The 26,528-nt window shown below is 70.7% G+C and carries 19 protein-coding genes; 13 read left to right on the top strand and 6 right to left on the bottom strand.

Annotated features, from left to right (window positions below; genetic code table 11):
- The first annotated feature begins 108 nt into the window (after nucleotides 1–108).
- Genes Pla133_RS14325 through Pla133_RS14310 form a run of 4 tightly spaced genes read left to right on the top strand, consistent with a single transcriptional unit; the run spans nucleotide 109 to nucleotide 3,663 of the window.
- A complete protein-coding gene (locus Pla133_RS14325) occupies nucleotides 109–1,035 on the top strand; it encodes an ABC transporter ATP-binding protein (protein ID WP_145066384.1) in 927 nt (308 codons plus the stop codon).
- The gene (locus tag Pla133_RS14320; RefSeq protein ID WP_145066381.1) at nucleotides 1,028–2,104 is read left to right on the top strand and encodes an ABC transporter permease; all 1,077 of its coding nucleotides are present in this window, start codon (nucleotides 1,028–1,030) and stop codon (nucleotides 2,102–2,104) included. Before Pla133_RS14325 ends, Pla133_RS14320 begins: the two co-directional genes overlap by 8 nt.
- Before the next feature lie 14 nt (nucleotides 2,105–2,118).
- Nucleotides 2,119–2,883, top strand: coding sequence for a 4'-phosphopantetheinyl transferase family protein (locus tag Pla133_RS14315; protein ID WP_145066379.1), 765 nt, complete (start codon nucleotides 2,119–2,121; stop codon nucleotides 2,881–2,883).
- Nucleotides 2,884–2,943: 60 nt separating this feature from the next.
- Nucleotides 2,944–3,663: a protein kinase domain-containing protein gene (locus tag Pla133_RS14310; protein WP_145066377.1), complete on the top strand. Its 720-nt coding sequence runs from the start codon at nucleotides 2,944–2,946 to the stop codon at nucleotides 3,661–3,663.
- Here the strand turns inward: Pla133_RS14310 and Pla133_RS14305 are convergent.
- The 4 genes from Pla133_RS14305 to Pla133_RS14290 form a co-directional block, all read right to left on the bottom strand.
- Nucleotides 3,602–4,525, bottom strand: a complete 924-nt coding sequence (locus Pla133_RS14305; protein ID WP_419191537.1) for a PP2C family protein-serine/threonine phosphatase — start codon at nucleotides 4,523–4,525, stop codon at nucleotides 3,602–3,604. The genes Pla133_RS14310 and Pla133_RS14305 overlap by 62 nt on opposite strands.
- Before the next feature lie 60 nt (nucleotides 4,526–4,585).
- Complete coding sequence (locus Pla133_RS14300; protein ID WP_145066373.1) at nucleotides 4,586–5,191, bottom strand: LOG family protein; 606 nt, start codon at nucleotides 5,189–5,191, stop codon at nucleotides 4,586–4,588.
- Nucleotides 5,192–5,232: 41 nt separating this feature from the next.
- Entirely contained in the window at nucleotides 5,233–6,885 is a 1,653-nt protein-coding gene (locus tag Pla133_RS14295; RefSeq protein ID WP_145066371.1) for a serine/threonine-protein kinase, read from the bottom strand.
- Nucleotides 6,886–6,954: 69 nt separating this feature from the next.
- Complete coding sequence (locus Pla133_RS14290; RefSeq protein WP_145066369.1) at nucleotides 6,955–7,542, bottom strand: RNA polymerase sigma factor; 588 nt, start codon at nucleotides 7,540–7,542, stop codon at nucleotides 6,955–6,957.
- 146 nt (nucleotides 7,543–7,688) lie between these two features.
- Here Pla133_RS14290 and Pla133_RS14285 point away from each other — a divergent pair, with 146 nt between their 5' ends.
- Both Pla133_RS14285 and Pla133_RS14280 read left to right on the top strand, forming a co-directional pair.
- Nucleotides 7,689–9,614 carry a CBS domain-containing protein gene (locus Pla133_RS14285; protein WP_145066367.1) on the top strand — a complete coding sequence of 642 codons (1,926 nt, stop codon included), beginning with the start codon at nucleotides 7,689–7,691 and terminating at the stop codon, nucleotides 9,612–9,614.
- Between the two features lie 89 nt (nucleotides 9,615–9,703).
- The gene (locus Pla133_RS14280) at nucleotides 9,704–10,909 is read left to right on the top strand and encodes a succinylglutamate desuccinylase/aspartoacylase family protein (protein ID WP_419191536.1); all 1,206 of its coding nucleotides are present in this window, start codon (nucleotides 9,704–9,706) and stop codon (nucleotides 10,907–10,909) included.
- A 51-nt stretch (nucleotides 10,910–10,960) separates the two neighbouring features.
- Here Pla133_RS14280 and Pla133_RS14275 read toward each other — a convergent pair whose 3' ends face one another.
- Entirely contained in the window at nucleotides 10,961–13,498 is a 2,538-nt protein-coding gene (locus Pla133_RS14275; protein WP_145066363.1) for a sulfatase, read from the bottom strand.
- A 96-nt stretch (nucleotides 13,499–13,594) separates the two neighbouring features.
- Here Pla133_RS14275 and Pla133_RS14270 point away from each other — a divergent pair, with 96 nt between their 5' ends.
- The 4 genes from Pla133_RS14270 to Pla133_RS14260 all read left to right on the top strand — a co-directional run bounded on the left by Pla133_RS14270 (nucleotide 13,595) and on the right by Pla133_RS14260 (nucleotide 21,376).
- Nucleotides 13,595–14,578: an NAD-dependent epimerase/dehydratase family protein gene (locus Pla133_RS14270; RefSeq protein ID WP_419191535.1), complete on the top strand. Its 984-nt coding sequence runs from the start codon at nucleotides 13,595–13,597 to the stop codon at nucleotides 14,576–14,578.
- A gap of 454 nt (nucleotides 14,579–15,032) precedes the next feature.
- A complete protein-coding gene (locus Pla133_RS26305) occupies nucleotides 15,033–15,317 on the top strand; it encodes a hypothetical protein (RefSeq protein WP_419195392.1) in 285 nt (94 codons plus the stop codon).
- 104 nt (nucleotides 15,318–15,421) lie between these two features.
- On the top strand, nucleotides 15,422–16,318 hold the full coding sequence (locus Pla133_RS14265) for a lysophospholipid acyltransferase family protein (protein WP_419191533.1): 897 nt from the start codon (nucleotides 15,422–15,424) through the stop codon (nucleotides 16,316–16,318).
- Between the two features lie 399 nt (nucleotides 16,319–16,717).
- On the top strand, nucleotides 16,718–21,376 hold the full coding sequence (locus Pla133_RS14260) for a choice-of-anchor D domain-containing protein (protein WP_145066357.1): 4,659 nt from the start codon (nucleotides 16,718–16,720) through the stop codon (nucleotides 21,374–21,376).
- A 31-nt stretch (nucleotides 21,377–21,407) separates the two neighbouring features.
- On the opposite strand, the gene Pla133_RS14255 is transcribed toward Pla133_RS14260, so the two are convergent.
- Nucleotides 21,408–22,730, bottom strand: a complete 1,323-nt coding sequence (locus Pla133_RS14255) for a glycosyltransferase family 39 protein (RefSeq protein WP_419195391.1) — start codon at nucleotides 22,728–22,730, stop codon at nucleotides 21,408–21,410.
- A gap of 349 nt (nucleotides 22,731–23,079) precedes the next feature.
- On the opposite strand from Pla133_RS14255, the gene Pla133_RS14250 reads away from it, so the two are divergent.
- From Pla133_RS14250 to Pla133_RS14240, 3 genes are all read left to right on the top strand, one after another.
- Nucleotides 23,080–24,708, top strand: coding sequence for a PQQ-dependent sugar dehydrogenase (locus Pla133_RS14250; protein ID WP_145066353.1), 1,629 nt, complete (start codon nucleotides 23,080–23,082; stop codon nucleotides 24,706–24,708).
- A 141-nt stretch (nucleotides 24,709–24,849) separates the two neighbouring features.
- The gene (locus Pla133_RS14245) at nucleotides 24,850–25,278 is read left to right on the top strand and encodes a secondary thiamine-phosphate synthase enzyme YjbQ (RefSeq protein WP_145066351.1); all 429 of its coding nucleotides are present in this window, start codon (nucleotides 24,850–24,852) and stop codon (nucleotides 25,276–25,278) included.
- A gap of 31 nt (nucleotides 25,279–25,309) precedes the next feature.
- The gene (locus tag Pla133_RS14240; RefSeq protein ID WP_145066349.1) at nucleotides 25,310–26,389 is read left to right on the top strand and encodes a Rossmann-fold NAD(P)-binding domain-containing protein; all 1,080 of its coding nucleotides are present in this window, start codon (nucleotides 25,310–25,312) and stop codon (nucleotides 26,387–26,389) included.
- Nucleotides 26,390–26,528 lie beyond the last annotated feature (139 nt).

Here is a 26,528-nt window from a genome sequence, read left to right as displayed (position 1 = left end):
TCTGCCTGGCACCGTACGAACGCCTACGGAACTGCACCCGGCCAGGGGCTGGTGCCACGTGGAGGCGGCCGGCACTCTGTGCGCCCTCGGCCCGCCGAGCATCCGCGCATGGCAGACGATTCGGACTGCGCCCTCCTCGTCCGGGGGCTCGTGAAGCACTTCGGCGAGGTCGAAGCCGTGCGCGGCGTGGACCTCGAGGTGCGGCGGGGCGAGTGTTTCGGGCTCCTGGGCCCGAACGGCGCGGGCAAGACCACCACGGTCGAGATCCTCGAAGGCCTGCAGGCGCCGACCTCGGGCGAGGTCGTGGTGCTGGGTCTGAGCTGGGGCACCGGCCGCGACGACGAGATCCGCGAGCGCATCGGCGTGGCGCTGCAGGAGACCGAGCTGGCCGACAAGCTCACCGTGGCCGAGGTCACGCGGCTGTTCCGCAGCTTCTACCGCCAGGGTCGCACCGTCGACCAGGTGCTGGACCTCGTCGACCTGGGCCCCAAGCGCGGCACGCGGGTGTCGAACCTCTCGGGCGGGCAGCGCCAGCGCCTGGCGGTGGCCTGTGCCTTGGTCAGCGACCCCGAGCTGCTATTCCTGGACGAGCCGACCACCGGCCTCGACCCCCAGGCCCGGCGGCGGCTGTGGGATGTCATCGGGCGCTATCTGGACGACGGCGGCACGGTCATCCTGACCACCCACTACATGGAGGAGGCGGCCCAGATGTGCCACCGCCTGGCGATCATGGACGCCGGCAAAGTGATCGCCGAGGGCACCCCGGACGGGCTGATCGCCAACCTGGGCGCCAGTCAGGTGATCCGGCTGCGGACCGATGTGGCGGTGGACCTGGGCGGCCTGGCCGGCGTGAGCTCGGCCGAGCGGCGCGGCGAGCACGACGTGCTGCGGGTGGAGGACGTGGCCCAGGTCCTGCCCGCGGCCCTGGCGCTGATCGAGTCGAGCGGGGCGCGCCTGCTCGAGCTGGCGACCCACCGCGCGACCCTGGACGACGTCTTCCTGCACCTCACCGGCAAGGACCTGAGGGATGGCTGACGCCTCGCGCCAACCCAACCCGGTCGTCGAGCTGACCGTGGCCCGCTTCCGCGAGTTCATCCGCGAGCCGGGTGCGGTCTTCTGGGCCTTCGGGTTCCCGGTCATCCTGGCCCTCGCCCTGGGCCTGGCCTTCCGCGAACGGGGCCGCACCCTGCCGCGCGTCGGTCTGGAGCCGCAGGCGCCGGCCTGGTTGGTCCAGGGCCTGTCCGCGATCGACGGCGAGGGGTCCACGGAGGCCCTGATCGACCTGGTGGCGGACGGCGAGGTCGAGACCGCACGCGCCCTGCGGATCGGCGCGGTGGACCTGGTGGTGCGGGCCGCGCAGGGCGATTCGCGGGCCCTGGTCTACGAGTACGACCCGACCCGCGAGGCCTCCGCGGCGGCCCGCGTGATCGTCGACGACGCCCTGCAGCGCGCCCTCGGACGCTCCGATCTGCTGCCCTCAAGTGAAGTCCATCTGACCGCCCCCGGCGCCCGGTACATCGACTTCCTCTTCCCGGGCATCATCGGCATGTCCTTGATGTCGTCGACGCTGTGGGGCGTGGGCTACTCGATCGTCCTGGCCCGCAAGCGCAAGCAGCTCAAACGCCTGGCCGCGACGCCCATGCGCCGCTGGCACTTCATCCTGGCGACGTTCCTGTCGCGGGTGCTGTTCCTGGTGGTCGAGGTGGCCCTGCTGCTGCTCTTCGGCTGGCTGGTGTTCGACATCGTGATCCGCGGATCGGTCCCGGCCTTCGCGCTGGTCTCGCTGCTCGGCACGGCGTCCTTCGGAGCCATCGGCCTGATGATCGCGGCGCGGGTCTCGAGCGTGGAGGCCGCCAATGGCTGGCTGAACCTCGCGACCTTCCCCATGTGGATGCTCTCGGGGGTCTTCTTCTCCTACGAGCGCTTCCCCGAGGTGACCCACTTCGCCATCCGGTTGCTGCCCCTCACGGCCCTGAACGACGGGCTGCGCGCGATCGTCAACGAAGGTGCCGGTCTCGTCGACGTCGCCTCTCAAATCGTCGTCCTGGCGGTCTGGGCCGTGGTCGGCTTCGCCATCGCAGCCAGCCGCTTCCGCTGGCAGTAGCCGCTGGACCACCGGTGAACGACCTCCCCGAGGGGAATCCGGCGCGTCTGGAGCGGGCCGTCGAGGTCTGGCTGGGCTCCCCCGAGGCCCTGGGCGGGCTGGCCGGGCGTGACCTCCTCGACGACGCCGAGCGGGCCCGGGCTGACCGCTTCCTGCGCCCGGAGCCGCAGGTGACCTACACCAGCGCCCACGCCCTGGTGCGCCGCGCCCTGTCGGCCTACGCGCCCGTAGAGCCGCGCCAGTGGCGTTTCTCGGTCGGCGAACACGGCCGTCCGGACGTGGACCCGAGGACGCCCGGCCTGGATGCCGACACCCGCCGACTGGCCTTCAATCTGTCCCACACCCGCGGACTCGTCGCGGTGGCGGTCTCGACCGTGCCGGCGATCGGCGTCGACGTCGAGTGGATCGGGCGCAAGAACGACCTGCGCCGGCTGGCCGCCGCCAAATTTGCACCCGCCGAGCGCGGACGCCTGGAGCGCGAGGTCGACGAGCAGGCCTTTCGCCGGCGCTTCTTCCGCTACTGGACCCTCAAGGAGAGCTACCTGAAGGCGCGCGGGACCGGTATCACCCTGCCGCTGGACGCCTTCGCCTTCCAGGTCGAGTGCGGCGCGCCGGTGGATGTCGCATTTGACGCCGTGCTCGGTGACGACCCCTCGGCCTGGCAGTTCGAGGTCAGCGACGTGGGCACCGAACACGCCCTCGCCGTGGCGGTCGGGCGCGGCGTCGACGCTCCGGACCTGGCGGTCAGGATCTTCACCGCGGGCGTCGGTCGGCCCTGAGCAGGCGCTTGCTCCTTGCGCGATCCGTCGCGTGCGGATTCGATAGTCGGCCCGACGGTCATGACGACTACCGAGAGCTTCGACCTCAAGCCTGGCCGCGTGCTGGGCAACAGCTACGTGATCGCCGACCGCCTGGGCGGCGGTTGGGAGGGCGAGGTCTATCGGGTCGTCGATCGGCGCACCGGCGCCCACCGCGCTGCGAAGCTCTTCTATCCGGCTCGCAACGAGCGCGACCGCGCGATCACGCGCTACGCCCTGAAGCTGGAGCGGCTGCGGCACGTGCCGATGGTGGTCCAGTACCACCACACCGAGACCCTGCGTTGGCGCGGCCAACACATCACCGCCCTGGTCAGTGAGCTGGTCGAAGGGCGCATCCTCTCGGCGTTCGTGGCCGAGCAACCCAAGCAGCGCCTGGGGACCTTCGAGGCCCTGGCCCTACTGCACGAGCTGGCCTGCGGGCTCGAAGCCATGCACTCGGCCGACGTCTACCACGGGGACCTGCACGACCAGAACGTGATCGTGCGGCGGCGCGGGATGCGCTTCGAGGTCAAGGTGCTCGACCTGTTCCACTGGGGCGGCTACGGCCTGGCGACCTCCAAGCGCGACGACGTGATCGACCTGACGCGCCTGTTGCTCGATCTGGTCGGCGGGGTCAAGGCTTACAAGCACCAACCGCAGGTGGTGAAGGACATCGTCCGCGGCCAGCGCCGGCAGTTGGTCAGCCAGCGCTTCCCGACCGTGCGCCACCTGCGGAACCACCTGGAGACGGTGGAGTGGTGAGGGCAGCGGAGTCGATCGCGGCCGCGAGTGTCTCGCGGTCGGCTCGGGGCCGGTAGAGGATCAGGCTCAGGTCGTCGGGCTTCGACGGCCCCTCCCCTGCGGCGTCGGCCATGCGACTCGCGGCGAGCTCGACGAGCTTGCGGGCGGCGCCGAGCAAGGGCCCACGGCGCACGATCGCGATGATCTCGTCCGTGGTCAGGTTGTCGGTCAAGCCGTCCGACGAGACCACCACCGTGGCACGGTCGGGCAGGCGCTCGAAGCGTCCCAGCTCGATCCGCAGCTCGTCGAAGCCCAGGGCGCTGGAGATCACGTGACGCTCGTCGTGGTGCAGGGCGTCGTCGGGGTGCAGGACGCCGGCTTCGACCGCGTAGGCGGTGGGGCCGTGGCTGACCGTGCGGTAGAGCTGGCGGCCGCGCTGCCCGACGACCAGCACCTCGCTGTCGCCGGCGTGGTAAGTCCGCAGCCGCGAGCCGTCGAACTCGGCCACGGCGAGGGTCGAACCCGCGTTCACGTCCAGGGTGCGGATGCCGACGTTGGCGCGCTCGAACGCGTCGAGGATGAAGGGGCGCAGATCGGTGGAATCGTCACTGCGCTGCAGGGCGTCTGCGAGCACTTCGATCGCCAGTCGCGAGGCTTGCGCGCCTCCGATGTGGCCACCGGCGCCGTCGGCGACGGCCACGACGGTGCGTCGCCCGTCGTTGTGGACCAGGGCCGCGTCCTCGTTCTCCTCTTCCGGCGCTGGCGAGCCGTCGTCGATTGGGCGTGGCCTCCACGCGAGCACGGCGCAGGCGCCGTCCGAACCACAACGGACGACGACCGGGGAGGTCGCCGGGGCTCGATCGGAGCGGACGAGGCTGGACACGGGGCGCAAGCTAGCAACCGACCGCTCCGGGGCGAAACGAATCCGACCCGGGGAGTGATCTCAGCTCTGGGCGAATCCCCGGGCGGCTTCGTCCCAACGCGGCGCGTCGCGGATTGCATCGAGCACTTGGCCGGGCTCGTCCACGACGGTCCACAGGCCCAGGTGCTCGGTCCGCATGAAGTGCTCCTCGACGGACTGCTCGAGGAAGCCGATCAGGCGATCGTAGTAGCCCAGCGTGTTCACGATCACGATCGGACCGGCGTAGAGCCCCAGGCGCTTGAGGGTCATGGCCTCGAACAACTCTTCGAAGGTGCCGCAGCCTCCGGGCAGGGCCACGACGGCGTCGCTCTCGTGCAGCATCAGGTGTTTGCGCTCGCGCATGTTCTCCACCTGTCGAAGCTCCGCGAGGCCCGGGTGAGCCCACTCGAGCTCGACCATGAAGCTGGGGATGATGCCGGTCACCTGACCACTGGCCGCCAGGGCGCCGTTGGCCAGTGCCCCCATGGAACCCCGCGCACCTCCGCCGTAGACGATCCGGTGCCCGGCCAGGGCCAGGCGACCGCCGAGTTCGTGGGCGGCCTGGCGGTAGCGTTCGTCGGAGCTCTCGCTCGACGCGCAGTAGACACAGATCAAGAGCGGTCGGTCGGCGGCGGTGGTGGGGGACATGGCGCACGGAGTATGCCGCTGGCGCCCGGCCTTGCCGACCATCAGGGGGTCGTCCACCACTCGGCCAGCTTCGCGACCAGCGTGGGAGCTTGGCTGAAGGCCTCCCAATCGGCCTCGTCGTCGATCAGGTGCTTGCAGATCGTCGTTCCACCTCCGGCCCAGTGTCCGATCGCCAGGCCGCCGAAGGCGACCCAGCCGACGGCGATGCCGCCCATGGCCAGGATCGGTCCAATCGAGACGCCGCCGGCCGTGATCAGACCCATGGCCACGCCGCCGGTCGCAAGCGCGCCGAAGGAGAGCCCGCCGCCGCTGATCGCGCCCAGGGCGATGCCACCGAAGGCCAGCGCACCGATGGCGACTTGACCGGCGGCCAGGAAGCCCACCGCCTTCGGCCCCATGGCCAGCCAACCGCGCGCGACGCGCTTGGTCGAGCCGGGGACACGGGGACCGGAGATGATGTGAACCAGCGGCCAACCGAGCACGGTGCGCGCCGAGCGGTACTCGTAGGGCAGACCCGAGCCGGCCATCTGCATGTGTCCGCAGAACTCGCGCCAGGGGCCGCCGCCCACGGCCAGGGCGATCGTGCGTTGACCGGCCTCGAGGTAGCGCAGGTCGGCGGACAGTGAGGATGCGTCGTCGTAGCGCTGGTCGGGCGTGCGCTGCATGCAACGGGTGCAGATGGCCGCGGCGTCCTTGGTGCGCTGGGGCGCGCGGCTGCGCACGCCGGTGGGGACCTGGGAGCGAATCGACTCGACCACCGCCAGGAAGCTCTCGCCCTGGAAGGGACGCTCGCCGGTCAAGAGTTCGTAGAGCGTGACGCCCAGGCTGTAGACATCGGTGCGATGGTCCACGCGAGCGGTGGTCAGGTGCGCCTGCTCCGGCGACATGTAGTGGGGCGTGCCGATGGTCGTGCCGGTCAGGGACAGGCTCGGCTCGCCGTCGGCCTTGGCCAGGCCGAAGTCGGCGATCACGGCGCGCCCGTCGCGGTGCAGCAGGATGTTCGAGGGCTTCACGTCGCGGTGGACCAGGCCGAGCGAGTGGGCGGCGTGGAGCGCCTCGGCCACCGGCGCCAGAAGGCGACCCGCGGCCTGGTCGAAGGTCTCGATGCCGGTGGCCAGGTGCGCCGCGCCCACGGCCAGGGCCAGGTCCCGCGCCGTCAGGGGCCGCTCGTAGTCGATGGCGTCGATCACCGTCGAGAGGCTGGGGCCCTCGACGTACTCCATGGCCAACCAGTGGAAGCCGTCGGACTCGCCGACTTCGTGGACCTGGACCACGTTGGGGTGCTTGAGGCGGGCGACGGCCAGGGCCTCGCGCTTGAAGCGATCCACGTGGGTCTGCTCCAGGGCGAGGCCCGGGCGCAGGACCTTGATCGCCACCGCGCGCCGCAACTCCGGATCGCGGCCGAGCCAGACCACCGCCATGCCCCCGCGGCCGATCTCGCGCACCAGCTCATAGCGGCCGAGCTGGGTGCCCGGGCGCAGGACCGTGCTGTTGATCGGCGTGCTGGTCCCGGCGTCAATGGTCCGCAGGCAGCGTTCGAGGCCCGGTCGCGCCCCGGCCGGGACCTGGGCCAGGTACTCGGTCGGCATGGGCCGTTGGCCGGCGGCGACGCGGTCGGAGTACTCGGCCACCAAGGCGTCGAGCAGGTCTTCGAGGGCCGCGCCGGTGTGGGGAAGGTCGTCGTCTCGGTGCATCTGGACCCGAGCGTAGGTCGGCCGCCGATTCGTCGCACCAACTGGAGAAACCTCGGACTCGCTTGCCACTCAGGGGGGCCCCGGATGGGCCGCCAGGTCCCAGGCCGCCAGCGCGCGGCGGTAGAGCGAGTGCACGGCGGCTTCGCTGCGACCCATGCGCTCGGCCGTCGCGCGGGCGTCGAGCCCCTCGAATTGGCGCAGTCCGATCACGCGCCGGTGTTCGGGCTCCAGGAGTCGGAATGCGGCCACCAAGCGCTCTTTGGCCTCGAAGCCCGCCGCCATCGTGGCCGGTCCGGGGCCGGCGCCGGGCAGCTCGGCCCACGGGTGGCGGGACCATTGGCTGCGGTCCAGGCGCTGCTCGGTGCCGTCGCGCCGCGCCGCGCGCAGGGCTCTGACCGCGTCGATCACCGTGTTGCGCGCCACGATCCGCACGTAGGCCCACAGGGCCGACGGGCCTTGGTCGGGCGCGGGGACCCGACCGGGTCGGGACAAGAGCCTGAGCCAGACCTCCTGGGCCAGATCGTCGGCCTCGAAGCGCGAGCGCAGGGCCGGCGACATGAGGTGCCCGAGCAGCAGCCGCAACCGGCCGTCGTGCGCGACCAGACGAGCGACGAGTTCGTCGTCGTCGGGGGGCACGTCGGTCCTGGGCGGCTGCATCCGCGACGAGCCTACACCCTCGGCGGCCCCGGATCCGCGCGGGACCGGGCGGGCACGGCGGCTGCTATGCTCGGACCACGCTCGCCCGGGCGGCCCGCGGACCCCGCCGCGAGTGCCGCCGCTGACGATCGGGCGTCCCCCCCCGCATGGGCGAACACGAAGTTGTCGAGCAGTCGGACAGCGAGCAGCTGCGCGTCTTCACGCGCGCGCTGCTCGAGGACGTGAGGGCCCTGGAGCGGATGCTCGAGGAGCAGCGCTTCGAGACCGGGATCCGGCGCATCGGCGCCGAGCAGGAGGTGTTCCTGATCGATCCCTCGGGCAGCCCGGTCCTGTCCGGACCGGAGATCCTCGAGCGCCTCTCGCCGGAGTGGTTCACCGCGGAGCTCGGGCGGTTCAACCTCGAGGTCAACCTGGCGCCGCGCGAGTTCGGCGGCGACTGCCTGGAGGCCATGGGGCGCGAGCTCGAGGTGCGTCTCTCGGAGCTGCGCACGGCAGCCGCCCGCGAGGGGGCGCAGATCGTGCTGGCCGGCATCCTGCCGACGCTCAAGCGTGAGCACCTGACCCTGGACGCGATGACGCCGGGCCCGCGCTACGCCCAGCTCAACCGGGTCATGACCCAGGCCGCGGGTGGCACCTTCGTGACCTCGATCAAGGGTCACGACGAGTTGTCGATGCGTCACGACAACGTGATGCTCGAGGCCTGCAACACGAGCTTCCAGATCCACTTCCAGGTGGCGCCGGACGAGTTCGCGGGACTCTACAACCTGGCGCAGCTCGTCACCGCGCCGGTCCTCGCCGGGGCCGTCAACTCGCCGGTGCTGATGCAGCACAGGCTCTGGAAGGAGACGCGCGTGGCGCTCTTCCAGCAGTCCCTCGACACCCGCAGTCAGGCCGAGCAGGCGCGCAGCCACCGCACCCGCGTGAGCTTCGGCGAACGCTGGGTCGAGGAGTCGGTGATCGAGCTGATCCGCGAGGACATCGCGCGCTTCCGCGTGATGCTGGCCACGGATCTGACCGAGGATCCGATGGCGGTGCTGGACGCGGGCGGCGTGCCGCGGTTGCGCGCCTGGTGCCTGCACAACGGGACCATCTACCGCTGGAACCGGCCCTGCTACGGCGTGACCAAGCGGCCCGACGGCACGGAGATCGCGCACCTGCGGATCGAGAACCGCGTGCTGCCCGCCGGACCGACGCCGACGGACGAGATGGCCAACGCGGCCTTCTTCTTCGGACTCATGTCCGGCCTCGGGGACGAGATCGGCGACGTGCGCGATGCGCTCGACTTCGACGACGCCCGCGCGAACTTCAACGCCGCCGCGCGCTACGGGCTCAAGGCCCGCTTCAACTGGCTGGGCGGCCGGACCGTCTCGGCCTCGGATCTGATCCTCGAGCTGATTCCGGTGGCCCGTCGCGGGCTCGAGCGCTCGGGGCACGACGCCGACGGGATCGAGCGACTCCTGGGCGTGCTCGAGCAGCGCGCCACCAACGGTCGCACCGGCGCCCAGTGGACCCTCGACTCGCTATCGGCCATGGGCAAGAGCGGGTCGAAGGACGCGCGCTACCGCGCCCTGGTGCGCGCCATGGCGGCCCGCGAGAGCACCGGTCAACCGGTCCACACCTGGGACGTGGCCGATGCCAGCGAGAGCGGCGACTGGCGCGAGAGCTACCGCACGGTGGAGCAGGTCATGGCCACCGACCTGTTCACGGTGCACCCCGAGGACCTGGTCGACCTGGCCGCCAGCCTGATGGACTGGGAGCACATCCGCCACGTGCCGGTGGAGGACGACGACGGCAAGCTGGTCGGGATCGTCTCCCACCGGGCGCTGCTGCGGTACCTGGGGCGCGGCTTGCAGCGCAAGGCCGAGCAGGTCGCGGTGCGCGAGATCATGCGCCCCGACCCGGTCACGGTCCCGCCCGACATGACGACCCTGGAGGCGATCGAGAAGATGCTCGAGCTGCGCCTTTCGTGCCTACCCGTGGTGCGCGACGGCAAGCTGGTGGGGATCGTCACCGAGCACGACTTCCTCGACGTGTCCCGGGCGCTGTTCATGGATCAGTTGCGCCAGGGTTGAGCGGTCCCGGGTGTCTGGTCCGATAGGCGCGAGATCGACCTCCATCGGAGACGCGACAGCGGTCGATGGCAGGCGGTAACCTGGAGCCAGTGCTGCACCGAGGACGCGAACAACGCGGCGACGACGCCACAGCCAAGATCGGCCTTGCGACCGAGCGCCTGCGGCGCGTGATCGGTCGCCACGGCGACGGCGAGGGCCCCCTGGTGGTGGTCGTGGGCGGCATGCACGGCAATGAGCCCGGGGGCTTCGAGGCGCTCGAGCGCGTCTGCGCCAACCTCGAGGAGCTGGCCCTGGTGCCCCGCGGGCGCCTGTTGGCCTTGGGCGGCAACCTCGAGGCCCTGGCCCTGGGCACGCGTTTCATCGAGCGCGACCTCAACCGCGCCTTCACCAACGAGGGGCTGGCCCTGGCCCGCGCCACGGCACCCCAGGAGCGCGACGCCGAGCAGCGCGAACTGATCGAGCTGGTGGACCTGATCGCCGCGGAGATCGCGTCCAGTCCCCACCCGACCCTGCTGCTCGACCTGCACTCCACCTCGGCGGCCGGCGCGCCCTTCGCGCTGATGGGGGACACGCTGGGCAATCGCGCGATCGCCTTGCAGCTCGAGATGCCGGTGATCCTGGGGCTCGAAGAGAGCGTCCAGGGCACCCTGTTGTCCTGGTTCGGCGAGCGCGGCCACGGCGCAGTGGGGGTCGAGGGCGGCCAACACCTCCATCCCGACACCAACCGCCACCAGGAGGCCGCCGTCTGGCTGACCCTGGTGGCGACCGGCCTTCTGCACGAGGACCAGTTGCCCTGGCTCGACGAACAGCGCCGGGTCCTGCGGCGGGTCACCGCGGGCCTGCCGCGCTTCGTCGCGGTCCAGCACCGCCACGGCCTGCAGGACGGCCACCGCTTCCGCATGGCCCCCGGCTTCGCCAACTTCGACGCCGTGCGCCGTGGGGCGCTCCTGGCCCATGAGGGCGAGCGGGAGGTCCGCGCACCTTTCGGCGGCCACGTGCTCCTGCCTCTCTACCAGGGCAAGGGCAACGACGGCTTCTTCATCGGCCGCCGAGTCCGCCCCTTCTGGCTGCGCCTCTCACGCGGTCTGCGCGGCATGCGCCTGGAGCGCTTCCTGTCGCTGCTCCCGGGAGTCAGCCCCGACCCCGAGCGGCCCGACGGCCTGCTGGTGGACCGACGCATTGCCCGCCTGCGGGCCCTGGACCTGTTCCACCTGCTCGGTTATTGGCGCGCAGGCGAAGACGGTGCCGTGCTGCGCGTCGCACGGCGGCGCGAGGGCTCTGTCTTCCGCCGCTGAAGCGACCGTCGTCGGCCGCTGCGCTTGTCGGCGGCGGACCCATCGAAGGCCTCAGGGCCGATCCGCTGAAGCGGGACTCTGGGAGGACGGCGGCGGTACGAAACTGCCGTCCTCCGCGACCATGTAGCCCAGCGCTTCCAGTCGCGCGCGATCGGCGGCATCCAGGGCGCTCGCGGCGCCGGCCTCGGAGGGCAGGGACCGCCTGACCAGCTCGAGTTCCTCGGCGTAGGCGTGCAGGCGCGCCAGGGCGTCGGGCGTGGCGGCGCCCGGATCGAGCTCGAGGGGATCGCGGTCCAGGTCGAACGCCTCGACTCCCGGTTCGTCCAGACGTTCGATCAGCTTCCGCGACCCCTCGCGCCGGGCGCGCATGGTCACGACTCCGTCGACCTCGGCCCACAGGCCCCGGTCGCGCCCGGGCAGGTTCTTGGCGAACAGGTCGCGGCCCTGCACGCCGGCGGGAACGCCGATCCCCAACAGCCCGCACAGGCTGGGCAGGACGTCGACCAGCTGGGCCGGCGAGTTCGAGACGGCGGGCGCGAGGCCCGGTGCGTGGATCAGCAGCGGCACTTCCACCAGCTCCTCGTAGAGCGTGTGGCCGTGGCCGACGACGCCGTGCTCGCCGATCTCCTTGCCGTGGTCCGAGAGCACGACCACGATCGTGTTGTCGAACTCGCCGCGTTCGCGCAGGAGTTCCATCAACACGCCGACCAGCTCGTCGGCGTGGCGCACGCCCCCGTCGTAGAGCTGCATCAGCCGCTCGCGGATGGGCGGCGGCGGAGGTTGGCCGTTGGCCAGGTAGAGCCGGATGTCCGGGTCGTCGGCGGGGAGTCCCGCGAGGGCGTCGATGGCGGCCAGGTGCTTGGCCGGCGGGTCGAACTCGTGGGCCGCGTAGGTGTGGAGGAAGAGCAGCCAGGGCTCGCCCTCGAACAGGTCGAGTTGGGCCTCGATGGCCCCGATGCCGCTGGCGGCTTCGGCACGGGGCCCGAAGCCCGGGAAGGCGTCCAGCAGCACCTGAACCCGCTCGGACTCCTCGTGGAACCAGGGGTCGAGCACGCCGTAGCGCTCGAAGCCGGCGGCGAAGCCGAAGACGGGCAACAGCATGGCTCCGCCGGTGAAGGCGGCGGTGCGATAGCCCCGCTCGGCGAGCAGCTCGGCCAGCATCGGCGTGCGCTGGCGATCCCGACGCAAGCTCGGACGCTGCACCCCGTGGACGCTGGGGTACTGCCCAGAGAACAGGCTCATGTGGGCCGGCAGCGTGTAGGGAGCGGTGGACCAGGCATCCGCGAACAGGACCGACGACTCGGCCAGGGTGTCGAAGGATCCGCTCAGGCGCGGATCGCCGCCGTAGGAACCCAGTCGATCCGCACGCACGGTGTCGAGGGAGATCACCAGGACGTTCGGCCGCGCGTCCTCGGTCGGTTCGGTCGGCAGCAGCCGCGGTGAGGCCACGAGTGGCGCCGTCGGCCAGGCCTCGTCCTCCCGCCCGGTTCCCTCGACGGCGACGATCAACGCGCCTGCGTCGGCGCCCTCCGGCAGGGACGCGACCACACGCTGCCAACCGGCTGGCGGGGTGTGCGGGTCCCCGTCGGCTTCGAGCGCGATGGCGCTGCGCGCGAGGCGCGTCTCGTGGCCGCCCGCGTCGGCCCAGGTCACATCGACTGTCCACTCCGCGTTCCGCTCGTGCCCCAGGGCGGCCACGTAGAACTCGACTGAGCCGGCGCCGGCGAAGTCGTCGATCGGGAGCACGAGGCGCGCGCCGAGGGGCAGTGCGTAGCCGAAGCGGTGGACCAGATCGACGTCGAAGCGCGCCAGCCGCGCGCGGTCTCCGTTGGTCCCCGGGTCGATCACCTCGGCGGCGACCTCGAGCGCGCGGGCGGCGGGTCCCATGGAGGCGACCCTGAGGTGCTCGAACCGCGCCGCGGCGTCGCCGGTGCCCCGCTCGTCGATGAACTCGGTCACCAGGGCGATGGCCTTGGCCTGGGGATCGCGCGCCACGCGCAGTCGCACCGGAGTGGGCGGCGGGCTGTTCTCGAACTCGGGGTCGTCGAAGTGGTTGGAGAGGATGTGGGGGATCAGGCCGGCCGGGCTGCCGGGCCAAGTGTCCGTGTCGAGTTGGAAGATCCCCACGCGGGCGTAGCCGTCTTCCAGTTGCCCGGTCAGGCCCTGCGTGGTGATCGTTCCGGAGATCTCGATGGAGGTCACGGCCGGCCCCCGGACATCGTCGAGGGCCAGGAAGTGGACCAGGGCCCCACGCGGCGCGCGCATTTCGATCGATCCGTCGGGGTGGATGACCGTGCCCTGTTCGAAGGCCGCCAGCTCCGCCGGGGTGGCGAGGGCCGCGATCCGGACCGACCCGTGCCAGTCCGACGCGGCCAGGGTCGAAGCGTCCAGCAGGACCCGTTCCCCCGGCGCGCGAGCATCGAAGTCGAACCAGGCCTCGCGGCCGACCCCGAGCAGGTCGATCGAGCCCGAGGCCGAGCCGGCGGCGGGGCCAGCGCCCGGATCGGCCGAGGGCGCCCGCTCGGACCCGCAGGCGGCGCCGAGCGCGGCCGCCAGGACGGCGCAATGGAGGCGGTGGCGATGGCGCATGGGACCCCGACAGTCTACGCCCGGCCGCCCGGTGACGGACGCCGGGAAGACCCGGGCCTCTCGGACGTCCGAGGCGCTCGTTACCCTTCGCACTCCATGACCGAGCACCTTCTGATCACCGGCGGCGCGGGCTTCATCGGATCGCACCTCGCCGACCGGTGGCTGGCGGAGGGCGGCGCCGTGACGGTCCTGGACGACCTCTCCACGGGTCGCGTGGAGAACCTGCGCGCGGCCGCCCGGCATCCGCGCCTGCGCTTCGAGCAGGGCAGCGTGCTGGATCGACGGCGGGTGCGCCGGTTGGTGGAGGAGGTCGACCTGATCGCCCACCTGGGGGCGGTAGTGGGGGTGCGGCGGGTCTGCGAGCGGCCGCTCGAGACCCTGCGAGTCAACGCCGGTGGCAGCGAAGTGCTGCTCGAGGCTGCGGCGGAGCTCGGCCGTCCGACCCTGGTTGCGTCCTCCTCGGAGGTCTACGGCGCCTCGCCGCGCTTGCCGTACCGCGAGGAGCAGGAGCTCGGCTACGGCTCGCCCGAGATCCCCCGCTGGTCCTACGCGGCCTCCAAGGCCGCCGCGGAGAGCAACGCCCTGGCGCACCACGAGGCCAGCGGCCTGGAGGTGCGGATCGTGCGCTTCTTCAACACCAGCGGCCCGCGCCAGCGGCCGAACTCGGGCATGGTCCTGCCGCGCATGGTCGCCCGCGCCCTGGCCGGTGAGCCCTTGGTGATCTACGGCGACGGCCAGCAGTCGCGCTGCTTCTGCCACGTGCGCGACACGGTCGAGGCGGTGGTGCGCTTGATGCGCGAGCCGCGCGCGAACGGCAAGGTGTTCAACGTGGGCTCGGCGCGCGAGGTGTCGATCGAGCAACTCGCCGAGCTGGTCCAGCAGCGGGTGGGGCGCAAGGTGGGGGTCGAGCGGCGGCCCTACGCCGAGGACTTCGGGGCGGACTTCGTCGACACGCGCCGCCGGGTGCCCTGCCTGGCGCGCCTGCGCGATGCGATCCACTTCGAGCCGGCCACGCCCCTGGAGCGGCTGGTGGACGACGTCTGCGCGGACCTGTCGGCGTCAATGGGCGCTCCGCGCTAGTGTCCTGGATCAGGAATTCGGCGTCACTTCCCGGGCTCCGATCGCCGCTGGCGTCGCCAGCGCCTCCTCCGAGCAGCGCAGCGGATACGCGTCGTCGGCGCGCCTGGCCAGCATCGATCGGACCTCCGGGAAGTGACGCCGAATTCCTGATCCAGGACACTGGGGCCTGGGCGCTTCGCGGCAGACCCTGGGCGCTTCGTGTCAACGCCGACGGACGACCGGCTGATTCCCCGGCCGCCCCGCGCTGAGGTTGCCGATCCCGCCCCTTGGACCGGCGAGTCCCGCTGTGGCGGCTGGGCGGAGATTGGCGAATGCAGGGATCAAGTTCGCCGGACGGTGGCCGAAGACAGGGGCGCAACCGGTCGACCGATCGGATCGCGCGCTGTCCCCATCCGGCGCTCGATCGCCCTGACGATCCGGCCGGACCTTCCCCCCTGTCTCGATGCCTCTGGTGATGCCGAGCTCGACCGCGACCCTTCCCCAAGTCCCCTCCGCACGCCGCGCGCGTGAGGAACCCGTGGTCGAGCTCGGCCGCCTCCTGGAGAGCGGCTGGGCATCCCGCCGCGACGTGGCACGCGCCGCGACGGCCTTGCCCGGCTTCGTCGATCTTCTCGTGGCCCAGGTCGATGCGCTCCACCGTGGAGCCAATTGGCAACCCGGAGCCGACAGCGCCTTGGCGCGACTCGGTTTCCGCCGGACCGCGGAGCTGCTCGAGGAGTTCCTCACCGGTCGCGCCTGAACCTTCCGACGGTCCGTCCCGCCGGCCGCTCCCTCTGGCGGTCGGCGGGATGGCCACGGTCCCTGCGCGGTGGCGCGGCGGATCCTGGCGGCGATACTGCGCGGGTGAATTCCGCGTCCGCCCATCGTCCACCGCGCTCGCGCCTGCGGGGCCTTCTGCACCTGGGGCTCAGCCCCGTGCCGGCTTTGGTGCTGTTGGCCCCGGCGGTGGTCGGTCGGCTGGCGTTGATCGCGGTCGGCCGGCGGGCCCAGGCCGAGCGCTACTCGGCCCGCGTCCAACGGCACTGGGCCCGGCTGACGCTGCGGGCCTTCGGCGTGCGAGTGGATGCGGCGCCGCGACCCCCGGGTGGCCCCTACCTGGTGCCGGCCAACCACCTCTCGTGGCTCGACGTGCTGGTGCTGGCGACGCAGATGGACTGCCGCTTCGTAGCCAAGTCGGAGATCGCCGGCTGGCCGGTCTTCGGGCTCCTGGCGCGCAGCGTCGGAACGCTCTTCGTCGAGCGGGGGGCCGGTCGCGATGCCGTCCGCGTGGGCGCCGCGATGTCGGCCTTGCTCGAGTCCGGGATCTCGGTGGTGATCTTCGCCGAGGGCCAGGTCTCCCGTGGCTTGAAGGTGGAGCGCTTCCACCCGGCCCTGTTCGAGCCGGCCGCCCGGGCCGGTCTGCCCTGTCTTCCCGCGGCGCTGGGTTACGTGGGGCCCGCCGGTGGTTGTGGGACGGCCTACTCGGCGGGTTGGTGGGGCGACGTCGGCCTGGTCTGGCACGCCCTGCGGGTGGGGCGGTTCGGACCGCTGACGGCCACCGTTCGATATGCGGACAGGCCGCTGCGGAACGGCGATCGCAAGGAACTGGCCCTGGGGTCCCACCGCGCGGTGGCCGGGGTCTTCGAGCCCCTGGGTCAATCGCCCAAACCGGACGACGACCCGCGCTCGGATCCTCCGAGCGGTGAGTCGCTCCATGGCTCGGCGGTCCATCGAGCAGCACGCGATTCCAACCCGCGCTGATCCGAACCGGAGGTGACGGTGCGCGGGCCGTGGCGCCGCGTGCGCGAGCCCTCGACGCGGGCCTGACCTCGCCCTTGGCTGCGGTGCGAAACTTGGATCAGCCGGGATTCAAGAGGCCTTCTGCGACATTCCAAGGCCGGCCGCCGCCACTGGAGCCCGGCGACGACTGCCCTCGGATCGACGGATCCCGAGCGAGAAGTGCGATCCGATGTCCTGTTCAGCCGCAACCCCCTCTCTGGGGGTAATATTCGTGGGTCCTCGGGGGGGGACTCGCCGTGCGTCGGGCACGGCGGGAAGAAGTTTCCGACTTGCTGCGAGCTCGACCAGCCGCGAGTCAGGAAGAGCCCCTTCCGAGACACCAGTGCTGCCCAACTGGAACTCCGGTCGTAACTGCCGACGATGACTTTCGCGTCCGTCTCAATCCTGCTCTCAGCCCTCTTGGCCCTGCCTGCCGCGCAGCAAGGCGCCACCGTTCCCCAGATTCCCGGTGCCCCCCAAGGGCCCCGTGGAGCCCAGCACCCCTCGTCGACAGCCCGTCTCGGTGGACCGGTCGAGGTGGCTTCGATCGCGATCGAGCCGGCCACGCTGGCGTTCGGTGCCGTGGAGTTCGGCCAGTCGTCCTCGACCAAGCAGGCCGTCGTGCGCAACAACAGCAGCGCGCCCGTGACCGTGTCGGAGATTCGGTTGGTCGGCGCCGATGCGGCGCAGTTCCAAATGCTCGGTGCTCCGGCCGGTGCCTTCGTGCTGCGCCCCGGCGGCAAGCGTGTGCTCGACGTGCGCTTCGACGCGACCTCCAAGGGCCTGGCCAAGGCGCAGATCGAGGTGGTCTTCGGGGTCAACGGCTCCGAGGTCAGCTCGGTGCTCAAGGGTCACGGCATCGGTCAGCCGGGGGACGAGATTCGCATCGACCTCGGCGGCCCCGGGCTGGTCGACGGCAACGGCAAGACTTGGGAACCGAGCTACGGCACCACCGTCACCACCAGCGGATCGACGCCCGATCCGATCGCGGGCACCACGGACGACAGCATCTACCAGACCTACATCGAGGGCACCCAGTTCGAGCTCAACCTGCCGATTCCGGCGGGCTACTACGAGGTCACGCTGCACCTGGTCGAGCCGGTGCACCACGCCGCGGGACAGCGCGTCTTCAACGTGTTCCACGAGGAGTTCCTCGCCGTCGCCGGAATCGACGTCTTCGCCGCGGCCGGTCACGACACCGCGTACGAGCTGTCGTTCCTCAGCGTGGTCACCGACGGCACCCTGTCCCTCGACCTGATCAGCTTCACCGACAAGGCCGTCGTGGCCGGCGTGGAGGTCCTCAGCGTGCCGCTGCTCGATCTCGATCCGGGTGCGATCGACTTCGGAGCGGTGCTCGCCGGCGGAACCGAGACCCAGACGGTCTACCTGACGAACTTCGGCGGAGTCGATCTGACCATCGATAGCCTGGCTATCCAACTCGGCTACGGCACCGACGCCACGGGTTTCAAGGTGACCTGGGACGGGCAGACCTACGCCGGCTCTACCACCGATCAACTCTTCGCCCAGTCGAGCGTCCTGGCGCCGATGGAGACGCGGGCCATGTCCGTGGAGTTCACTCCGCAGACCGAGGCGCTCGAGTTCGCTCGGGTGCAGCTCTCCGGGAACTTCGGCGACGACGGGATCGAGGTTCAAGGTCTCGGTGGGCACCAGGGCCATCCGTACCTGCACGTGGTGATCGATGCGCCTTCGCTGTTGATCGACTTCGACGGCAACGGCGACGAGACGACCACCTTCGACGGCAGCACTTCCCACACCCACGAGCCGGGCAAGACCCTGGTTGGCTACGACTGGTTCGTCAACAGCCAGTTCGTCGCGGCGGGCCCGACGGTGCCCTTCACCGTGCCGATCGGTGAGAACCTGGTCGAGCTCGAGATCTACGACAGCAATCAGCCCTCGCAGTCCCTGCGCAGCGGCATCTCGGTGCGTGTCGTCTCGTCCGACGCTGTGCCCGGGGTCATGGCGGAGTTCTTCGACTTCAGCGGAGGCAATCCGATCGCGGCCCTCGGTGGTCCGCTCGGCAAGCCCGTGCACGTGGAGGTCCTCGATGACCTCTCGGTGATCGACACCGGGTCGATCGGCTCGTCGGAGCTCGTCGCGGATGCCGTCGTGCGTCTGACGGCCGAGATCGATGTTCCGACGGCGGAGACCTACGACTTCCCCATCATGGGGGGGGCAGCCTCCAGCTTGTGGGTGGACGGGAGCCCGTGGACGGGCGTGCGCGTGCTGGGGATCGGAACCCACGAGGTGCGCGCGGAGTTCGCGGTGCAGAACCTGCCTGACCTTCCGCTCGAGGTGGCCATGACGGTCGGAGGCGGGCCCGCCACGGGCGTGCCGAACGAGTGGCTGACCCACGACGAGACCGTGATTCCGCCCACCATCAACTCGATGCCCACCGAGGGCACGAGCTTGGGCGGCAACGACATCATCATCGAGGGCATCGGCTTCTTCCCGGCCTCGCAGGTTGTCGTCCACTGGGGCGCGATCGACCTCGACCAGTCCGACTTCACCTCGATCACCCCGACGGAGCTGCACTTCCTGTCGCCGGCCGGGTCGGGGACCATCGACGTCACGGTGCAGACGCCCAACGGCCTCTCGAACCTGCGCCAGTTCGACTACGACGACAACGGCCCCGTGCCGGTCAACTTCACCCAGACCTCGCAGGTGATCCTGACGGGGATGCCGACCTGCGGTGCCTTCGGGCCGGACGGACTCTTCTACGTCGGATTGCGCAATGGACAGCTCGCGCGCGTGACCTTCGACGAGGCCTACACGGCGACCCTGGTGGAGTACTTCCCGGGCGTTTCGAACCTCTCGAACCACGAGATCATGGGGCTTGCCTTCAACCCCTATGACGGCGTCCAGCCGATCAAGGTCTACGTCTCCCACAACGAGCTCTTCGCCGACGGCGGCAGCGAGATCTTGCCCGGGACCTACTCGGACTACCCGGGCCAGGTCAGCGTGTTGACCGGCCCGAACTTCGACGTGCCGTCGGCCTTGATCACGAAGCTGCCGACCTCGAATCACGACCACGCGGTCAACGGTCTGGTCTTCGACAACAACGGAGACCTGCTGATCAACATCGGCAGCCAGACCAACGCGGGCGTGCCCCACCCGAACAGCGGGGATCTCCCGGAGTCGCCGCTCTCGGCCTCGATGATCAAGGCGCTGACCTCTCGTCCGGATTTCAACGGAGCCCTGAGCTACGTCGAGACCGGGTCGGGGCAGGTCAACAACAACCAGGTCTTCGGCGGGGTCGTCGACCTGGCTCCGGGCACCCACGTGGAGGTCCACGCGCCCGGAATCCGCAACGCCTTCGACCTGGCTCTACACACCAACGGGCGTGTCTACGTGACCGACAACGGGCCGAACTTCGGCTTCGGGCCGGCTTCGACCGGTGCGGCCACGGAGACTGCCGATCCCTACGGTTCCGACGAGGTGCTGCTGGTCGAGCCCGGTAACTACTACGGCTCGCCGAACCGCAACCGCGGCCGCTACGACGATCGCGAGAACCACTACCGCGCGCCCGCCGACGCGGAGCTGCCCGAGGCCTACAAGAAGCCCCTGGCGGAAGTGGCCTCGTCGATGAACGGCGTGCAGGAGTACCGCGCGGACACCTTCGGCGGCCAGTTGCGCGGGAACCTGATCACCCAGAAGTACGCCAACACGCCGTACCGCGTGGTGCTCTCGCCCGACGGCCGCTCGGTGACGAAGGTGCTGCAGATCAGCCTGTGGACCGGGGGCTTGAGCGCCGCGATCGGCCCCGGTGGCGTGATCCTGTCCCTCAACCACTTCAACCAGGCGATTCACGTCCTGGAGCCGAATGACCTCGCGGCGACCGGCTTGGTCGTACAAGACATCTTCCCCTGGCGGGCTCCCGCCAGCGGTGGAGGACGGTTCGAGATCTCCGGCGTAGGCTTCGGCAACCTGGCCAACACGAGCGTGCGGATCGGTGGCAAGCCGGCGGTCCTGACTTCGGTCACCTCGGAGCGCATCGTCGGGGTCCTGCCCTCGAAGGCCAGTCCGACCACGAAGCTGCTCGACGTCGTCGTGACGGTCGGGTCCAAGCAGGACGTGCTGTCCAAGGCCTTCCGCTACCTGCTCGGCAAGGGCAACGAGCCGGGTTTCTGGGAGACCGGGGTCGACGCGCCGATGAGCGTCGGTGACACATCGTCGGCCGTGATCGGTGACAAGCTCTACTTGGTCGGCGACTTCGACACCCGTACGGGCGTCTACAACCTGCGCACCGGTACCTGGTCCTTCGCAGCCGGCGTGCGGCCCTTCCCCGGTGCCGATCACTCGGCGGAGGTCCTCGGCGGCAAGCTGTACCTGATCGGTGGCATCGGATCGGGTTCGGAGGGTCGCGTGCAGATCTACGACCCGGTTGCCGGCACCTGGAGCACTGGCGCACCCATGCCCTGGGCTGGCGGCGCGGTCTCGACCGCCGTGATCGACGGCTACATCTACGCCGCCGGTGGAATCGTCGGCAGCGTGACGGTCGAGAACTTCGCGCGCTACGACCCGGTCTTCAATACCTGGCTGACCCTGGGCGCCCTGCCCAACGGATGGGGCCGCAACAACGCCTCGGCCGGGACCGATGGCGAGCGCTTCTACATCTTCGGTGGCCGACGCGGCGGCAACTGGGTCGGTCCCGGCTTTGCCGACGTGTTCGTCTACAACCCTGGCACCGGCACCTGGCAGAGCAGTCTGGACGTGGGCTCGACCATCGCGCCCCTGCCGGTGGCCCGCGGCGGCGCGGGCCGCGCGGTCTACCGCGGCGGCAAGTTCTTCGTGATCGGCGGCGAGACGGACACGCCGAGCTCCGAGACGATCAACGGGGCCTTCAAGCGCGTCGACGTCTTCGACCCGGTGCTGCAGACCTGGAAGCAAGACGGCGACATGCCGACTGCTCGCCAGGGCATCGACCCGGTGCTCTTCGAATCGCGCATCTTCGTCGCCGGCGGCGGGTTGGCGGCCGGGTCAGGCAGCTCGAACGTGCTCGAGCTGTTCAGCAAGAACTGAGTCCGGTCGTCGAGCGGGCTAGGGTCCTGGATCAGCGATCCTGGGCCCGCGGTCCCGAGAAGGTCTGCACGGAGACTCCGTAGCCGAAGGCTGCGGCGTCTTCGCGTTCGTAGAGCTCCGCGAGCTGAGCCAGGAGGGCGGTCTGCAGCGGCAGGCCCCGGCGTACGACGTGGACTCGCTCGGGAATGGGCACTGGCAGCTCGAGCAGCTCGTAGTTGGCGCCGTGGTCGAGCAGCACCAGGTCGTCCGCGCGCCCGTCGGCGTAGAAGCGCCAGGCCTGGCCGTGGGGGAAGAAGGGCGGCTGCCACTCCACCGGCAAGACGGCTTCACCGGGACGGGCGTCGGTGAGCACGTAATCCACGGCGCCGCGCAGGTCTTCGGTGCCCACGGATTCGGCCTGGGTCACGGCGCCTGCCGCGAGCAGGGCGAGCAGGGGACTGACCACGAGCAGCCGCGGCCGGGTCGGCAGGCGCGCGGCTCCCAGGCCGATCAGCACCGCGAGGGCCGGGATCGCCCCTGCCAGGTAGTTCCAGTTGAAGCCGGCGCGTGGAAAAAGGTGGGCGACCACGGCGCCCCAGGGGCCCAAGAGCAGCGCGGTGACTGCCACGGCGACCAGTGCCGTGCGCCTGGTGCCCGTGCTGCGCGCCACGCCGACCACGGCCCCGAAGGCTCCGAGTCCCAGGAGCGCGGCCCCGGCGGCGGCGAGGACGAGCTTGGCGGCGCTCGGCAGTGTGCCGAGGTTGAAGAACAGAAGCAGCAGGTAGCTCTGGGCCAACTCCCCCAGGCTGACGCCGCTGCCCCCGGGCCACAGGTCGTGGCCGGTCAACTGCTCGCGGAAGCCCGTCAGGTACCAGGGCGCCGCCAGGACCAGTCCCAGGACCAGGGGCGCGAGGTCCCGGGGCCGCCAGCGCGGACCGAGTCCCGCCAGTCCGGCGCCGAGGGCCACGGCCCCGAACAGGGCCAGATGGTGCAGGAACCAGTAGTGGGTCGAAAGTCCCAGGGCGACCCAGGCCGCCGTGCGCCAGGGCAGGGCAGCCTGAGAATCGCGCTCACGGTCGATGCACCACGCGGCCAGTGCCTCGAGCACTCCGGCCACGCACAGGGCCAAGAGCGAGTACATGCGGATCTCGGCGCCCAGCAGAACGGCTAGCCCCGAGCAGGCCATCGCGGTCGCCGCCACCGCGGCGGCCACCCGGGGCCTCGCCGGCGCCAGTCGCGCCGCGATCCTCGCCACGAGCCAGATCGTCAAGATTCCGTAGACCACCGCCGGCAGTCGCAGGGCCACAGCGCCCTCCCCTGCGATTCGGGACCACTGCTGGATCAGCAGGAAGGACGCCGGCGGGTGGTTGTCCACCGCCAACCCGGAGAGCAGCGCGCTCGGCCCGGGGGGTGAGCGCGTGGTGCAGGCTGTGGAACTCGTCCAACCACAGACTTCGGGATGAAGCGGTCCGCAGACGCAGAACGCCACCGACGATCAGCGCCGCGGCCACGAACCACCGCCCTCGCTCGAGCCCGGAAGTGTCGTCGGGCGGCCGGTCGGAACTCATCGGCGCCAGTGAACGCCTTGGGGACCCCGTGGGGCAAGGCTCCGAATCGCAGCCTCAGCGTCCGGATTGACGGTTCCCCCAGTCCGGGGGATCCTGAGGGGGCTCCCCGCCGTCACTACTCTCTCTTCCCACCCCCCGAACCCTCGATCGATACCCATGCAGTTCACGGAGTTCCTGGGCGCCGCCGGCGCCCTGGCCCTCGTCGCGTCCTTCGCGACCCCGGCCGACGCTCAGACCCCGCTGACCACGGTCCGCATCGCCTCTGGCCTTTCCAACCCGCTGTACGCCACTGCCAGCCCGATTCCGGGGGACCAGCGGTTGTTCGTGGTCGAGCAGAGCCAGGCGGACATCGAGATCGTCGTCGGAACGGTCAAGAACGCGGTTCCGTTCCTCAACCTCGACAATTCCGTGCCGGTCGTGGCCGGTGGTGAGCAGGGCCTCTTGGGCTTCGCCTTCCACCCGGACTACGCCAGCAACGGGCACATCTTCGTCTACTACACGACCACCGGCGGCGCCTCGCAGCTCGATCGCTTCACGGTCTCGGCCACCGACCCCGATCGCATCAACCCGAACACTCGGGTCTCGCTGCTGAACTTCTCGCAGCCCTTCACGAATCACAACGGCGGCATGATCGCCTTCGGTCCCGACGGCTACCTGTACGTGGGCACCGGCGACGGCGGCAGCGGCAACGACCCGTCGTGCAACGCCCAGAACCCCGGCGCTTGGCTCGGCAAGATGCTGCGCCTGGACATCGACACGATCGACGCCACCGGCGGCTACGGGATCCCGGCCGACAACCCCTTCGTGGGCGACTCGGCCTACCGGCCCGAGATCTACCACCTGGGTCTGCGCAACCCGTGGCGCTACAGCTTCGACCGCGCCACCGGTGACATGTATATCGGCGACGTGGGTCAGAACGCCCAGGAAGAGGTCAGCTTCGGTCCGGCCGGTGTCGGCGGGATCAACTTCGGCTGGCGCATCCAAGAGGGCAACTTGTGCAACGGCATCGGTAGCTGCCCGGTTCAGGTGCCCGGTTGTGGGTCCTCGTCCTTCAGCTTCCCGATCCACACCTACAACCACGCCGGAGCCTTTGGCGGTCCCTGCTCGATCTCGGGCGGATACGTCTACCGGGGTTGCGCAATTCCCGACCTGCAGGGGACGTACTTCTTCGCCGACTACTGCAGCAACGAGATCTGGAGCCTGGAGTTCGATGGCACGACGGTGACCAACTTCACCGATCGCACCGCCGAGCTCGATCCGGCCGGCGCCCTGGCCATCACCAGCATCGTCAGCTTCGGTGAGGGGCCCAACGGCGAGCTGCTGATCGTCGATCAGGGTGGCGAGGTCTTCCAGGTCGTGCCCAATGGCGTGCCCGCGGTCGACTGCCCGCCCCTGGTGTCGACCTGGGGTGGCATCTCCGTCGGCTCGGGCGGTAGCACCGATTTCCTGCTCGACGCTGGCGCGGGCCAGGCCGGGGCGATCTACCTGGTGCTCGGTTCGGCCAGCGGCACCGCCCCCGGCATCACGCTGGACGGCAACCTGCTGCCCCTCAACCCGGACGCCTACTCGACCCTGACCCTGACGGCTCCGAACCTGCCGCCGTTCACGAACACCTTCTCGTTGCTCGACGGTAGCGGCACCGCGGTGGCCAGCCTCGACATCCCCGGCGGAGCCCTGGGCGTCGCTGCGGTGGGTCTGACCTTCAACCACGCCTACCTGACCCTCGGGGGCGGCGGCACGGTTGCGTTCACCAGCAACGCGGTCAGCCTGACCCTGGCGCCCTGAGGCGGAATCCGTCGGTCGCTCGTCGATCGACGGACACCTCCGACGCCCGCGCCCCGGCGCCGCCCCGCGACACAGTCGTGGGACGGCGTCGGGGCGCGAGTCATTCGGCGTATGCTGTCGGCCCGATCCGCCGACCGCGCCATGGTTCTCGAGCTTCACACCGACTGCATCACCGTCGATTCCCCCGGCCGCGGCACGATCGACGTGACGGCGCAGCTCCAACACGTGGTCGCCGAGTCCGGAGTGCGCAATGGGCTGGCCCAGGTCTTCCTGCGCCACACCAGCGCGAGTCTGGTGATCAGCGAGAACGCGGACCCCGACGTTCGGCGCGACCTGGACGCGTTCCTGGCGCGTCTCGTGCCCGACGGCGACGGCCTCTATCAGCACGTGGCCGAGGGCCCCGACGACATGCCGGCGCACGTGCGGGCGGCACTGACCCAGACCTCGGTCGGCGTGCCCGTGCGCGACGGGCGCTGCGCCTTCGGGACCTGGCAGGCCCTCTACCTGTGGGAGCACCGCCTCGCCGCCCACCGGCGCCAGCTCGACGTGACCGTGGTGGGGCGCCGCTGACAACTTCCCTCTCGACGACGATTCTCTCCCGATGAAGGTCCTGATCATTGGCGGCCGCGGCGCCCTCGGGCGCGCGATCGCCGAGTCCCTGGTTGCCGATGGCGCGTCGCTGCGACTTTGCGGTCGCGACGCCCGAGCGCAGGCTGGCACTGCTGGCGCCGAGACCTGCGTGCTCGACACCGCACAGCCCGCCACCTGGCCCGCGGCTCTCGAGGGCGTCGGGCTGGTGATCGATGCGAGCCGCTTCGCCGGCCGCGATCTGGCCCTTCCTCGGGCGGCTCTCCTGGCGGGCGCTCACTGGTTGGACGTCTCCGCGGCGCGGTCCTGGGTGCTGGGCATGGATGGACTCAATGACTTGGCACGGGAGCGCGGCCGCGTGGCCCTGGCCGGGGCGGGCTTCTTCTGCGGGGGGCTCGACGCCCTCGCCCGGGCGGCGGCGGCGCCGATGGTGCGGGTCAACGAGGTCCAGGTCGGCGTCGCACCTGGCGCCCGCGCGCGCTACGGGCCGGCGACGGCCGACGAGTGGTTGGGTGCCGGGCCCGAGAAGGTCCGCATGCTGCTCGGGGGCGAGTGGACCGAACGCGAGTTCTTCGGCGACGCCCGGGCCTTCGAGCATCCCCGACCCCTGGGCGCCCAACGCAGCTTCAATCTGGACTGCGCCGACCTGGAGCTCTTGAACGGCTACCCCCTCAAGGCCACCAGCGTCAGGGTCTCGCTGTCCTTCCAAGGCAGCCTGCGAAATCGCGTGGCCGAGTGGGCCCTGCGTGGCAGTCGCGGACCCTTGGCCCTGGCCAAGCTGCGCCGCTTGGCGGCCCTGGGAGGATCGCCGCGCCTGGCCGGTGTGACCGTGCTGGTCCGCGGGTTGAACGACAAGCGCCTGCCGGTCGAGTCGCGGGTCAGCCTGCTGGGTGAGACCCCAGGCCTGGTGGTGGAGACTGGGGCTGCGCGTGTCCTCGCCCGCCGACTGATCGCGGGCGAAGAACTCGAGCCGGGCGCCGGCGCGTGCCTGGGTCGAGTGACCGAGGCCGAGTTCCTCGAGTCCGTCGCGGGAGCCGGCTTGACGCTACATCGAGGCGATCTGGGGGGCTGGCGCGCCAGCCAACCGGTCTAGGCCCGGCGGCCTGCAGCGAGCGCGACCTGTGGGATCGAGCGACGCTCCGAAGACGTCTCGCCGGTCCGGCGGGCCACCGGCGGAGCTTCGCTCCTGGCCCCGGGCGGGTCGCCTCGTCGGTTGCCGACCACGGGCGGGA

Origin of the sequence: Engelhardtia mirabilis (genome assembly GCF_007748095.1) — a bacterium.
In the GTDB taxonomy this organism is placed as follows: Bacteria; Planctomycetota; UBA1135; order UBA1135.
The sequence above is the reverse complement of the archived record's forward strand: the minus strand, read 5'-3'. Positions and strand labels throughout refer to the sequence as shown.